The following is a 12608-nucleotide window of genomic DNA, read 5'->3' on the forward strand; positions in this document are numbered from 1 at the left end:
TTAACAAAATTATTTATATATGGAAAAAGTTAATTACGTGAGTAGAATATACTATAAAGGAGGTAATATGAAAATAAAGTTTATTTTTCTTTTCTTGTTCATCATATTCACTATTGTTTTCATTTACATACCTAAAAATGATCACAACATTAAAATAGCAGTCATAGATAGCGGTATTGACGTAAATCATGTTGATGTTTCTGTTATAAAGCGCTTTGATAATAAAAAAACAGAGATGGATTCTTTCGGACATGGTTCTGCTATTGCTGAAATTATTAATAAAAACAATGAGAACATAGATTTTTATGATGGAAATATTTTAGACGAGAATGGAAACACAAGTGTAGAAACTTTAATCAAAGCATTAGATTGGTGTATTGACAACAAAGTGAATCTCATCAATATGAGTTTTGGTCTTTCTGAGAATAATGTAAAACTTAAAAAAAAAATTGACGAAGTCGTTAGTCATAATATTTTAATTATAGCTGCTGCAGGTAATAAATTTGGTTTAAAAAGTGATTATCCTGCTCGTTATAATAACGTGATTTCTATTTCTGCTGTTGATTCTAAAAATAAGATATATAAATTTGCAGCTAAAGGAAAAATCGACTTTGTTTCTCTTGGTGTAGATGTAGAAACAGTGAAAATAAAAAAATTGGCTGAAGTTAAAGTTTTAAGCGGTACTTCTTTTGCTACAGCAAATGCTACAGGGTATATTTCCAAGCTAATACCAGATGACTTTTCGCTACCTTTTAAAGATATTCTTCACAGATTAAAACAGAAAACTCAAACGCTGAATTTTGACGAACGAGATTCAACCTATGGTTATGGCCTATTATTAAATAAGAATTAGGAGTTTATGATGTTTAAGAATATTATTAAAGTAATATGTTTAGTAATGATATTTTCAATTATTGGACCTAGCATTTCTAATGCGACTATGAATTCAAATGAACATGACGAAATTAATTCAAATGCTATTAACACTCTACAAAACACGGGAGAATTGCATAGTACAGAGGTCATTAAAAACACGAATAATGAACAGGAACTTGAAGTAAGTGTTGAAAACGAAAATTTATTGATCAACAGTAAAGTGATTTTATCTCAAGAATCAGAACAATTACCAATGGTTGAGGCTGAAATTGTTGATGAAGACACAAAAGAGACTGTAAAATATAATTTTGAAATAGCAGATATTGATGTTGCTGAAAAAAGCGACCCTCATCTCTTATTAGTGGATATTGAAACTGGCGAAGAGTACACAGTAAGTGACTCACAAATTCATGCATCATGGTATCCTTTAGTAGTCGTAGCAATCTATATTGCTCGTGTTGGAATTAACCAAGCAATAAAGAAGTTTGGTAAAACTGCTGTTAAAAATGCTGTTAAAAAACATGGTAAGAAAACCACTACTTCAAACGCAGTCAAAAAAGTGAGTATGTCACGGCTAGACTATCATTATAAGAAACACAAAAAAGAATTTGGTAACATTACCAAATCTGAGTATTTAAATAAAGCACGCAAACTATTAGGAGCAAGTAAGAGCAACAATATTTTAGAAAAGAAAAGCAAGAAAAAATTTAATGGTAAACACCGTTATTATAAATATAATAAAAAAACAAATGAATTTTTATCTGTAGAGAAACAAAAAGATAAAGATGTCATTATCACTTTTTTCAAGCCTAAAAGAGGAATTAATTATTGGAAGGACCAGTAGAAATGAATAAAAACGTTTGTTTAATTTGTGGCTATAATGAATTAGAAGAAAGACCTTACTATTCCGATTTTGCAGGTAGTAACGAGATTTGTCCATGTTGCGGTTTTGAGTTCGGAGTAGATGATTTTGATTGTGATGAATTTGATCATGAAGGGTTAACAGACCAAGAAATTGTTGAAAAATCCCATATCATTTGGAGAAAACATTGGATTGAAAACGGACTAGAATTGTTCAATCCTCAAATCTTTTCTCCAGAATTTCGAAACGGTAAATTTTTAAAAAGAGATTACTTAGAGATTCAAATGAAAAAGAATCTTGGATTAGATTTTAATGACATTTAAATGGACAAAGACCACTCAGGTTTTATTCTGAGTGGTTTTCATATTTTAATATATGTCTTTACTACAGCAAAAAAGCATTTAATGTGTTTATCTCATTTATTATGCGTTTTCAGTGATCCAAATACGCTTGACCCAGCAGACATCTTTCAATGCAGTGAACACTGTTAAACTGGTAAGGGTAGCCGACATACCTCTCCACATATTACATACGTCACCAGATCCCCCTCCTATGCTTGACCACACAGCCAATCATGCCATAAAAAAATCACTAAGGAAATCTACCTCAGTGATGAGAATTGTTATTTCATACTTGTACCAGCGTGTGAAAAGATCGGATCTTTTAATTCAAATTCGAATGTCTTTCCGTCCACAATACCGACTGTTTTTTCACTGTCATAAAGCTCAAGCATACAAGCTGCCATTTCTTTTGATGTATGATATTTCTTGAAATTGCCTTCATATTCAAATTCGTCAACATCCAATGAACGCTTTGCAAATTCTGATTCTGTCGCGGATGGCGCTAATACTTTTGCCTGTAATTTGGCTCCTTTTCCTTTCAACTCTAGGGCCAGCCCTTCTGTAAAGGCGCTCACGTAAAACTTCGTTGCTGAATAGGTGACGGCATTGCCGACGACTGTATAACCGGCTCGTGAAGAAATGTTAATGAGCTGCGCTCCCTCTACTTGCTCATAATCACGAACAAATAAAGTGGATAGAATCGTTAATGCTTCGATATTCAGATGAAGCATATCCCCAATTTTACTTAAATCTTGTTCTCCTATAGAGCCAAAGTGACCAAACCCTGCATTATTAATGAACGTATCCAGCTCATAATCTGACAATGACTCATAAAATGAATACACTTGCTCTATGTTTGTTAAATCGACTGACTGTATGACTACTTTGATATCGGGATATTGATCATGAATCTTCTCCTTCAATTCTTGGAGTTTATCGAGCCGGCGTGCAGCTAATATAAGATTTTTCCCTCGTGCTGCAAAGGCGAGAGCCGCCTCATATCCAATACCTGAGCTTGCTCCTGTAATGACTGTATAGCCCATTTTATATCCCCCTATTCGTGTCTTCTAACTGGTTAAATTATAACGACAGCGTTTCGCTCAAGTCAATTTTGAAGAGAGTCAAAGGGCATTATGTCTAACTTAGATACAGCTCCTCAGTCACTTCCTTTTGAATCATTTTGGAGGATGTCATGTTGAGATTTTTTTGTTCATTTTTGAAAAATCAATTGGTAGGAATGTTCAATTAACTCCTCTACAAATGAGGAGGGAATGTCTGCATCAAGGTAAATGGAATTCCAATGAGTCTTATTCATATAGTAGCCAGGGATAATTCCTTGAGGAAAGATATCTGACCCTTTTTACATTCACTTTTCTTTTTCAGAAACAGTAATAAAAGCACAGGCCCATTGTCTCCTGTGCTTTTGAGTCACTCTGCTTTTTTATTCAAACGCTTTCTTTAATTGATCCCCCATCAGATGCCAAGCCTCTTCAGCTATGGCTAAATCTCCGGCGTGCGTGAAGCCGTGTGGAACGCCTTTAAATTGTCTGTACGTGACGTCTACCCCAGCTTCTTTTAACTTGGCAGCATATTGCTCGGCTTCTTCAGCCAGCGAATCCTTCTCTGCTGTGATGACGAGAGCTGGAGGCATTTGTGCTAAGGATGAACGATCTGCAAAAACCGGAGAAACGAGCGGATTGTGCGGATCTTGGCCTTGAAGATAGAAGGAATTAAAGAGTCTCGCCAATTCAACTGGAATCGCTTCTTCAAACACTGGCTTTTGTGCTGGATCAGTGGCTAGATCAAGCGGCGGATAATCAAGCACTTGATAGGCAATTGGGAGTGTATTTCCTTTTTGAATATTCAATAGACAAGCAGCCGTTGCCAAATTTCCTCCTGCGCTATGTCCGCCAATAGCTAATGCATTCCGATCGATTTGAAGCTCATCAGGATGTTCATACAGCCACTTCAGTACATCGTAGCATTCATGAAGAGCGGCTGGGAAAGGGTGCTCGGGTGCAAGCTGATACTCGACATTGACAACGATACATTGCGCCCTGTCTGCAATAACTGGACACCATGGATTATCCATTTCAGCACTGCCCATGATAAATCCGCCGCCATGTAAATTCACAAAAACAGGAAGCAGCTGTTTTGATGTGTTCACTGGCTTAAATACCCACACCTTTGTTTCGCCAGCACTTGTTGGAATATCATATTCCATTTTGTTCACTTCAGGAGGATTTACTGGCTTTAGTTCCGATTGACTCGCTAATGAACCTTCAGATGGCTGGCGTAATGACGTAGCGATTTTGATTTGTTCTTCTAAGTTCATGATCTCAGACTCCTATCTTATTCATTTCTTAGTTACTCATTCGTTTCCTTTTCCTCTTTTCCTCCTACTGAACCAACAGCAAATTTTCAATGTTCATTTTTTACCTATCTCCCCGTTTTCACTCTCTTTGAAACAAGCATGAAGCAAATAAAAAAGCACTGCGGCGCTATGCCCTCAGTGCTTTTCATTTCTCTCATGATACTTGTTGTTCTACCTTCACTCGTTTAATGAAGAAAGCAATAATTAAACCAACGATGGTCATGATCACTGCAAAGATAAATGCGTGCTGGACGCCATTTGTAAAGGCGAGCAGCTGATTCACCGGATTTGCGGGATCAGACACATTTTCCATAAAGCTGCGGGCGCCTGAAGAAAGGATCGAGATACCGACCGCAGTACCAATGGCTCCCGACACCTGCTGCAATGTATTCATAATCGCTGTACCATGCGGATATAGCTCTGGCGGCAGCTGATTCAATCCATTTGTTTGAGCAGGCATCATGATCATCGCGATTCCGATCATTAAGGTAATATGAAGGGTTACAATGAATCCAATCGACGTATTCACACTTAGATTCGTAAAGCCAAACATCGTCGCTGCGACAATGACAAGACCTGGAATGACAAGCCATTTTGGACCAAACTTATCAAATAGACCACCCATGATTGGAGATAGCAGTCCGTTGATAATTCCACCTGGCAATAGCATTAAACCTGCTGTAAATGTAGAAAGCGCCAAGGACGTTTGCAGATACAATGGCAAAATCATCATAGCAGACAGCATCACCATCATACACACTAAAATCAGAAGTAACCCAATGACAAACATTGGATATTTAAACGGGCTTAAGTTCAACATTGGTTCTTTCATGTTCAACTGTCTTAAGGAGAACACAAGAATTCCTATGACACCAACTACAATTGCAACGATGACATGCATACTGCTCCAGCCGCCGCCTTCTCCGGCACTGCTAAAGCCATATACAATTCCGCCGAAACCAATGGTTGAAAGCACAATTGATAAGATGTCGATTTTCGGTCTTGTTGGTTCTGTAATATTTTGCATAAAAATAAAACCAAATACGAGTGCAGCCATTAATAAAGGAAGTGAAATCCAGAAAATCCAATGCCACGTCAGCGATTTCAGAATAAGACCAGAGACGGTCGGGCCGACAGCTGGTGCAAACATGATCACAAGACCAATAATCCCCATCGATCTGCCTCGTTTATGAGGCGGGATGATGACCAAAATCGTATTAAACATCAATGGCAGAAGCAATGCTGTGCCGACTGCCTGCACGACACGCGCTACCATTAAAATACTAAAGACCGGCGCAACCGCCGCAATAAATGTTCCGATGATTGAAAAGACGAGCGATGTAATGAAAAGCTGTCTTGTCGTAAACCATTGAAGAATGAGTCCTGAAATCGGTACGAGAATACCAAGTGTTAATAAATATCCTGTTGTCAGCCACTGAGCAGTCGTCGCTTCAATTCCAAAGTCTAACGTTAAACTTCTCAGCGCCATGTTTAATGCCGTTTCACTGAACAGGCCAATAAATCCAGCTGTGATAAAAGAAATAATAATGGGCAGCGTTCGAATGTCAGAAGCTGCTGCTTTCTGTTTGTTCATATTAAGTTGGCTCCTTTTCTTTTTCAATTTAGATGAACCTTAGGAAGTCAGGGTGGTCAGAAATGAGCCACTTTAATGTCTATTGAAAGACGGATAAAATCTGTTTTTCTGCAGCAAATTGAGCAATTTTTTCGATTGAATAGCCAGATTCATGTATATAAAACATGAGCTCAGGCGTCATTGGAGAGGACATACATAACGTTGTCAGTTCTATATCCTGTATGTTCGCTTCTCCCTTTTCTCTCGCTTCTTCAAGCAAATCACGAATGATTTGTCTAAGTGATTGACTGTAATGACTCTCATACACTTTACTTGTCTGCTCTAAATTCCCAGAGATTGTGAGCATCCGAATCCAGTCTAAATGGTGACCGACGATCAGATGAATTTCTTCGAGAACGTAGCGCAAACGTTCACGAACCGGCTGATCACTTATTTTGCTCAAGTAAAGATGCAAAGCTGGGATCAGCTGTTCAAATCTCTCCCCAAGGATAGAAAGGCACAAATCACTTTTATTGGCGTAGCGGCGGTAAAGAGTACCCTGCCCAACACCAGCTGTTTTCGCAATTTTATGCATACTGACATTTTCTACACCAAATTCTTGAAACAAGGAGAAAGCGATCTCTTCAATTTCCTCCCCAATATCCTTTTCCACCATGCTCACCTTCTTTACCTTCATCCACATGACACTCATCTCTATGTGTTAAATCAAAACACTTTAGGTTTTTCTTAGGACAATTGTCCCGATATTATCTTACGGACAACTGTCCGCAATGTCAATCATTATTTTTTACTTATGATCCTTCTTTCAATTCTATTAAATAATGCACACTGTTTATCATTATTTAGACCGATTTTCCCTTTTGAAAGAATCATGTATGATCAATAAAGAAAGCGCTTCCATAAAAGGAGAGGAGAATGCGAATATGTACCGTATGAAACGAATGTTGATGCTGCTTGTCACTGGATTAGTCTTGAGTTTGTCCACATTTACAGCTGGTGCCTCGGCACAAACGGGTGGATCGTTTTATGAACCTTTTAACAACTATAATACGGGGTTATGGCAAAAAGCCGATGGATACTCGAATGGAAACATGTTTAACTGTACGTGGCGTGCAAATAACGTGTCGATGACATCATCAGGTGAAATGCGTTTATCGCTCACAAGTCCCGCCTATAACAAGTTTGACTGCGGAGAAAACCGCTCCACACAAACTTACGGCTACGGGCTGTACGAAGTCAACATGAAGCCAGCCAAAAATGTGGGGATCGTCTCTTCTTTCTTCACTTATACGGGACCGACTGATGGCACGCCTTGGGATGAGATTGACATTGAATTTCTAGGAAAAGATACAACAAAGGTACAGTTTAACTACTATACCAATGGTGTAGGAAATCATGAAAAGATCGTCAACCTTGGTTTCGATGCAGCGAACTCTTATCACACGTATGCATTTGACTGGCAGCCAAACTCTATCAAATGGTATGTCGATGGACAATTAAAACATACCGCCACCACTCAAATTCCTCAAACACCAGGGAAAATTATGATGAACCTGTGGAATGGTGCAGGTGTCGATGAATGGCTCGGCTCCTACAACGGTGTTACCCCACTCCACGCACATTATAACTGGGTGCGTTACACAAAAAGATAACTCTATCAAAAAAACCTGTGATTTTTCACAGGTTTTTCTTCGTTTAATTAGAATGAGTTTTCAGTTGATGAGCGAGTTTTTTCTCATGATTGTGGATAATATCTTCATAACTTTCTATTTTGAAATCCAATCGTTTAATGGTCTCTTCGATTTCCTTTTGTTTTTGGACGAGTCTTTCTCGTTCATTGACCAAAATGTTTTTTCGCGAAGATAACGTATGATCATCATCCTCAAAAAATAAGGCTGTATATTCTCTAAGCGCATCAATCGAGAGCCCTGCATTTCTCATACACTTGATAAATTCGATCCATTGAAGATCATCCTCCGTATAATCACGAATCCCATGATCGTCACGTTTGATTTCCCTAATCAAACCAATATTTTCGTAATATCTAAGTGTCGCAGTGGATAAATCGAGCTGTTTTGCTGCTTGTGCTATTTTCATTGTGCCCTCCTTCTTTCTCTTACCTTCCGATCTCCCTTTCCTCATCATCTCCATTTTGAAAAAGAAAGCAAGATGCTTTTGGCTCAATTCTTGATATCAAGAATGTTGTAACAGCCTGAATTTATTATTACAGAAGGTTTTCTGTTGACTTATAGTTCACTTTAAGACGTACAGTATAGAGGAAAGAATCGAATCTTATTTTTGAAAGGATGATCAAGAATGTGTCAGACGCACCAATCAAACGTTTTAAGTGTATCACATGCCAAAGCGAATTTTGAACGGACGACCATTGAACGAAGAGCGCTTCGTCCACATGATATTTTAATTGATATTCAATTTAGCGGGATCTGTCATTCAGATATCCACAGCGCTTTTGATGAATGGGGCGGCGGCATTTTCCCGATGGTTCCAGGTCATGAGATCACTGGAGTCGTTGCAGCTGTAGGGGATGATGTGACGAAATTTCAGATCGGAGACCGTGTAGGCGTTGGCTGCTTTGTGGATTCCTGCGGCACCTGTGAATATTGTCAAAATGGAGACGAGCAGTATTGCACAAAAGGGGTCGTCCAAACGTATAACAGCCGTGACTATGACGGGGAACCGACTTATGGCGGCTACAGTCAAAAAATTGTCGTGACTGAACGATTTGTCGTCAGCATTCCTGATCAACTGCCCCTTGATGCCGCAAGCCCTCTTCTCTGTGCTGGCATTACAACTTATTCACCATTAAAGCACTGGAAGGCAGGCCCTGGCAAAAAGGTTGCTATCGTCGGAATGGGCGGACTCGGTCATGTTGCCATTCAATTCGCGAGTGCTCTGGGCGCTGAAGTGACGGTATTGAGCCGCTCTTTGAATAAAAAAGAAGAAGCACTGTCATTTGGCGCAAAAGACTATTTTGCTACAAGTGATCCTGATACGTTTCAGACACTAGCTGGTCAGTACGACCTTATTCTCAATACGGTCTCTGCCAACATTAATGTGGATGCCTATTTATCCTTACTCCGTGTAGATGGAACCTTGGTGAACGTCGGTGCACCGCCTAAGCCGGATCAATTCCACGTCTTTTCATTAATTTCCGGCCGCCGCAGCATAGCTGGTTCACTCGTTGGCGGCATCCAAGAAACACAAGAAATGCTCGATTTCGCAGCTGCTCACAACATCGCACCACAAATTGAAGTCATCAACGCTAATCAAGTTGATGAAGCGTATGAACGGGTGCTGAAAAGTGATGTGCGTTACCGGTTTGTGATTGATATTTCGACATTATGATCGGATTCTATTTTGAAAGACTGGCTCAATGGCTGGTCTTTTTATATTGCAGCTATTTAACATAATTTCCTCACAAACAGCTGTTTACGTTTGAAAGACTGGATGACGGATATAAAGGGTGGAGTCCGAGCAGTAATTGTGGATATCCTGTTTTTCTTATAGCGAGGAGGATATGTTCAAATGAAAAAAATCACATCCAAAATTCCCACAAAATAACCTCCCTTTTTTAGAACAAAATTTATTGACAACAAATAAATAAACATGTTATTATTAAAAATTTGATTATTTAACCTCTAAGTGTGGTACCCTTAAAGTAGATACATTATGGAGGTGGATGATATGTTTCAAATTGGTGATAACATTGTTTATCCAATGCACGGAGCAGGTATAATTGAAGCCATAGAAGAAAAAGAATTCTCTGATGAAAAACAACAGTATTATGTGATTAAAATGGCAATCAGTCATATGAAAGTAATGATTCCAACACGGAAAATGTCAGGTTCACGTATTAGACCTGTTACAGATATACTGGCTTTAAAGGATGTAATGCACATTTTCCAGCATGGCAAATCAGATCAATTACTGACATGGAAAGAACGGCATACAATTAACACAAACAAAATAAAAACGGGTAACATCCAAGAAGGTGCTGAAGTTGTGCGTGATCTGATGCGTATGAAGAAAGAGAAAGCACTCAATGCAAGTGAAAAGAAAATGCTGGATGATGCCCATGAATTTTTGCTAAGTGAATTAGAAGTCATCAAAGGGATCACAGAAAAGCAAATCAAAAGTTTCTGTTAAGAACCTCTTCCACACTCACCATTTTTGAATACATGTTCTCTACGGACATTTCCATCCTGCAATTTATTAAAGAAAAAAAGAATTTATTTAGGCAAATTCCGCATATTGTAAATCCAATATGCTATACTGTTGATAAACCTTTGAAGCATGAATTTTTTTACGATTACCTTGTAACATCTCCCTACTTGTACGCTGAGTAGGGTTTTTTATTGAAAAAATGCGTGAAAGCATAAAAAAACAGGCTCTCTACAGAGAACCTGTTTTAAAAGGATGAAGATTAAGCAGTTTTTTGAACGTTAGCAGCTTGAGCTCCACGAGAACCTTGCTCTACGTCAAATGTTACTTTTTGACCTTCGTCTAAAGATTTGAATCCGTCACCTTGGATAGCTGAGAAATGTACGAATACATCGTCGCCTTCTTCACGTTCGATAAATCCAAAACCTTTTTCTGCGTTAAACCATTTTACTGTACCTTGTTCCATGTTTGTTGCCTCCTCGTGCGTATACCACACAATGTATTATACTATCCTTGCCCAAAGTATCCTCAAGACGAAAAGTCTTTCTTCATGCTATCCTTTACGCCGAACAAAAATAATTATTCTTATTGTAACATGAATCGGAAATAATTGCAATTTAGGATTAGAAAGAACATCACACATGATATCGTGACACTAATTAGGCAGGAGGAGCTTAATGATGGAAAGATTTTGGTTAAAAAGAAGAAACTCCTTTTTGGCGAGTCCCCTTGTGCATAAAGTCAGTTATTTTGAACACCAAAAGAGAGAACCTTCTCTAAATTCTCTCTAAAATTGACTTAACAAAATCAGTTTTTCCCTTTGCGTATTTGTGTTTGTCATTTTTATTTACACTTGATAGGTTAAGTTTAAATTGCTCGTATATTCACTTCTTGCTAGTTCGTTACTTCTCAGGTAATCCCTAAAATTTATTTGTTCGAGTAGATATCTATTGCCCGTTCGATACATATGGATTTGGTGTGTACGTGGTTCTCCTTTGCTGAAATAGTGTCTTTCAGGTAACACATTGATCCCTCTATAAGAATAACCCAGCCCTTGCAAAGCTGTTACGCAATGTTCTCCGTCAAGAAAATGATTGATTTCAATTGCAATATCAATAATGGGTTTCGCACTCAAACCATTTTATTGCTGTACTTCCAATATGGTGTACATCCACTATGTACTTTCCGATAACTTCTATTATTTGTTTCTTTTCACTTTCAAATTCTTTGACCCATTCAATAGACCAAGGTACTAAAAAAACTTCCCCTCTTGGTAATCCAAGCATTTACTCAACCCCACTTTATGATTTTGTTGTTTGGAAATTTTCATTATACATCACATTAGTAAAGAACATCTTACTAATAGTTGTGTAGCATTTCATCGGATTTACAATATAACCTTCTAAACAGTATTAGTATGATTGGAATGCATTATATAAAAATATTATTCTCAAACAAAAAGTCCACTCACTTAAGATGAGTGGACATTCATTTAGATAAAACTTACTTAACATTTTCCGACTCAAGTCTGTTTAACCAGTTATGGACTAATGAGTTAAATACATCGGGTTGTTCGATTTGCAGGTTGTGGCCAGCCATATCAAGCACTGCAAAAGTTGCCCTTGGATAGTCTTCGATCAGCCGCCACGCATCGTGATATCCGACTACATTGTCTTGACGCCCTGTGATAATGAGCGTGGGATACTGAAATTCAGATGAAATGTCAAAGGTATAGCCATACCCATTTTGAAGAATGTTATTGATGAATTCATGATTTGTTTGTTTAGAAGGAAGGTAAATTTCATCTCGAAACCTCTCCCATTCCGTTTTTCCTTGCACAACGGCCATGGAGCAAAATTCATCCGTCTCCTCTGGAGAGAGTTGTGATATCAAGCTGCTGTCACTTTTTAGAACAGTCTTCTCCGGCACGACTCTTTTATCTAATACAGGTATAGTCATTGGGGCCACAAGTAGTAATCCACGAACGGTTTCCCGGCGTGAATGAACAATACCTCTAGCTATGTACCCTCCATATGAATAACCACAAACAATAAACTGTTCATCAGGGATAATCTCGTCCAAAAGACGCAATACCGCTTCTAACATATCATCAGAATTCTGAATAGACGGATGCGGCTCGGAACGTCCCATCCCCGGTAAGTCTATGTATATTCTTTTCCAACCGCTTTGTTTTTCAAATACCGGTTCCAATGCGTGTAACATCACTTGATGGTCAAGTGTCCAACCATGCAATATAACGATCGGAAATCCTTCTCCAATGACTTTATGATAAATTGACATCTATTTATTTCCCCTTTTCTAGGGCTTCCCTAGTAATCTCAAGATTTTTTGTTGTTTTTCTTCATCATAGCTTAAAGT

13 protein-coding genes and 2 pseudogenes are annotated in these 12608 nt (G+C 38.3%); 6 read left to right on the plus strand and 9 right to left on the minus strand.

The genetic code is table 11. The annotated features are described in order from the left end of the window. The first annotated feature begins 67 nt into the window (after positions 1-67). The 3 genes from AAZR19_RS11125 to AAZR19_RS11135 are packed head-to-tail and all read left to right on the plus strand — an operon-like array spanning position 68 to position 2061. Positions 68-853: a S8 family serine peptidase gene (locus AAZR19_RS11125; RefSeq protein ID WP_052462933.1), complete on the plus strand. Its 786-nt coding sequence runs from the start codon at positions 68-70 to the stop codon at positions 851-853. Positions 854-862: 9 nt separating this feature from the next. Then, entirely contained in the window at positions 863-1720 is an 858-nt protein-coding gene (locus tag AAZR19_RS11130) for an SAR2788 family putative toxin (protein ID WP_432244505.1), read from the plus strand. Then, a complete protein-coding gene (locus AAZR19_RS11135; protein ID WP_051627378.1) occupies positions 1705-2061 on the plus strand; it encodes a hypothetical protein in 357 nt (118 codons plus the stop codon). Before AAZR19_RS11130 ends, AAZR19_RS11135 begins: the two co-directional genes overlap by 16 nt. A gap of 299 nt (positions 2062-2360) precedes the next feature. On the opposite strand, the gene AAZR19_RS11140 is transcribed toward AAZR19_RS11135, so the two are convergent. From AAZR19_RS11140 to AAZR19_RS11160, 5 genes and pseudogenes are all read right to left on the minus strand, one after another. Continuing rightward, positions 2361-3122: an SDR family NAD(P)-dependent oxidoreductase gene (locus AAZR19_RS11140; protein WP_432244504.1), complete on the minus strand. Its 762-nt coding sequence runs from the start codon at positions 3120-3122 to the stop codon at positions 2361-2363. Positions 3123-3289: 167 nt separating this feature from the next. Further along, a pseudogene (locus AAZR19_RS11145) lies at positions 3290-3418 on the minus strand (MmcQ/YjbR family DNA-binding protein); the annotation flags it as partial. 102 nt (positions 3419-3520) lie between these two features. Further along, the gene (locus AAZR19_RS11150) at positions 3521-4414 is read right to left on the minus strand and encodes an alpha/beta hydrolase (RefSeq protein WP_262090553.1); all 894 of its coding nucleotides are present in this window, start codon (positions 4412-4414) and stop codon (positions 3521-3523) included. A gap of 193 nt (positions 4415-4607) precedes the next feature. Beyond that, a complete protein-coding gene (locus tag AAZR19_RS11155; RefSeq protein ID WP_034284109.1) occupies positions 4608-6047 on the minus strand; it encodes a DHA2 family efflux MFS transporter permease subunit in 1440 nt (479 codons plus the stop codon). Positions 6048-6126: 79 nt separating this feature from the next. Continuing rightward, positions 6127-6723: a TetR/AcrR family transcriptional regulator gene (locus AAZR19_RS11160; RefSeq protein WP_235046690.1), complete on the minus strand. Its 597-nt coding sequence runs from the start codon at positions 6721-6723 to the stop codon at positions 6127-6129. A 247-nt stretch (positions 6724-6970) separates the two neighbouring features. On the opposite strand from AAZR19_RS11160, the gene bglS reads away from it, so the two are divergent. Continuing rightward, positions 6971-7699 carry a beta-glucanase gene (bglS, locus tag AAZR19_RS11165; protein ID WP_046313988.1) on the plus strand — a complete coding sequence of 243 codons (729 nt, stop codon included), beginning with the start codon at positions 6971-6973 and terminating at the stop codon, positions 7697-7699. 43 nt (positions 7700-7742) lie between these two features. Here bglS and AAZR19_RS11170 read toward each other — a convergent pair whose 3' ends face one another. Continuing rightward, complete coding sequence (locus AAZR19_RS11170) at positions 7743-8144, minus strand: MerR family transcriptional regulator (protein WP_008346757.1); 402 nt, start codon at positions 8142-8144, stop codon at positions 7743-7745. 219 nt (positions 8145-8363) lie between these two features. On the opposite strand from AAZR19_RS11170, the gene AAZR19_RS11175 reads away from it, so the two are divergent. After that, complete coding sequence (locus AAZR19_RS11175; protein ID WP_008346759.1) at positions 8364-9413, plus strand: NAD(P)-dependent alcohol dehydrogenase; 1050 nt, start codon at positions 8364-8366, stop codon at positions 9411-9413. A 339-nt stretch (positions 9414-9752) separates the two neighbouring features. Next, positions 9753-10214, plus strand: a complete 462-nt coding sequence (locus AAZR19_RS11180; protein ID WP_139336392.1) for a CarD family transcriptional regulator — start codon at positions 9753-9755, stop codon at positions 10212-10214. A 277-nt stretch (positions 10215-10491) separates the two neighbouring features. Here the strand turns inward: AAZR19_RS11180 and AAZR19_RS11185 are convergent, their stop codons facing one another. From AAZR19_RS11185 to AAZR19_RS11195, 3 genes and pseudogenes are all read right to left on the minus strand, one after another. Further along, complete coding sequence (locus AAZR19_RS11185) at positions 10492-10695, minus strand: cold-shock protein (protein WP_003214229.1); 204 nt, start codon at positions 10693-10695, stop codon at positions 10492-10494. Between the two features lie 310 nt (positions 10696-11005). Continuing rightward, positions 11006-11515: pseudogene (locus AAZR19_RS11190) on the minus strand (GrpB family protein). Positions 11516-11732: 217 nt separating this feature from the next. Beyond that, positions 11733-12530 carry an alpha/beta fold hydrolase gene (locus AAZR19_RS11195; protein ID WP_434703178.1) on the minus strand — a complete coding sequence of 266 codons (798 nt, stop codon included), beginning with the start codon at positions 12528-12530 and terminating at the stop codon, positions 11733-11735. Positions 12531-12608 lie beyond the last annotated feature (78 nt).

Source organism: Bacillus sp. Je.9.29.b (assembly GCF_051129925.1).
Lineage (GTDB): Bacteria > Bacillota > Bacilli > Bacillales > Bacillaceae > Bacillus > Bacillus safensis.

Coding starts and splice junctions, on each gene's coding strand:
- AAZR19_RS11175 (WP_008346759.1), top strand. CDS start 8,364: ATGTGTCAGACGCACCAATCAAACGTTTTAAGTGTATCACATGCCAAA.
- AAZR19_RS11125 (WP_052462933.1), top strand. CDS start 68: ATGAAAATAAAGTTTATTTTTCTTTTCTTGTTCATCATATTCACTATT.
- AAZR19_RS11130 (WP_432244505.1), top strand. CDS start 863: ATGTTTAAGAATATTATTAAAGTAATATGTTTAGTAATGATATTTTCA.
- bglS (WP_046313988.1), top strand. CDS start 6,971: ATGTACCGTATGAAACGAATGTTGATGCTGCTTGTCACTGGATTAGTC.
- AAZR19_RS11150 (WP_262090553.1), bottom strand. CDS start 4,414: ATGAACTTAGAAGAACAAATCAAAATCGCTACGTCATTACGCCAGCCA.
- AAZR19_RS11140 (WP_432244504.1), bottom strand. CDS start 3,122: ATGGGCTATACAGTCATTACAGGAGCAAGCTCAGGTATTGGATATGAG.
- AAZR19_RS11155 (WP_034284109.1), bottom strand. CDS start 6,047: ATGAACAAACAGAAAGCAGCAGCTTCTGACATTCGAACGCTGCCCATT.
- AAZR19_RS11170 (WP_008346757.1), bottom strand. CDS start 8,144: ATGAAAATAGCACAAGCAGCAAAACAGCTCGATTTATCCACTGCGACA.
- AAZR19_RS11180 (WP_139336392.1), top strand. CDS start 9,753: ATGTTTCAAATTGGTGATAACATTGTTTATCCAATGCACGGAGCAGGT.
- AAZR19_RS11185 (WP_003214229.1), bottom strand. CDS start 10,695: ATGGAACAAGGTACAGTAAAATGGTTTAACGCAGAAAAAGGTTTTGGA.
- AAZR19_RS11160 (WP_235046690.1), bottom strand. CDS start 6,723: ATGAAGGTAAAGAAGGTGAGCATGGTGGAAAAGGATATTGGGGAGGAA.
- AAZR19_RS11195 (WP_434703178.1), bottom strand. CDS start 12,530: ATGTCAATTTATCATAAAGTCATTGGAGAAGGATTTCCGATCGTTATA.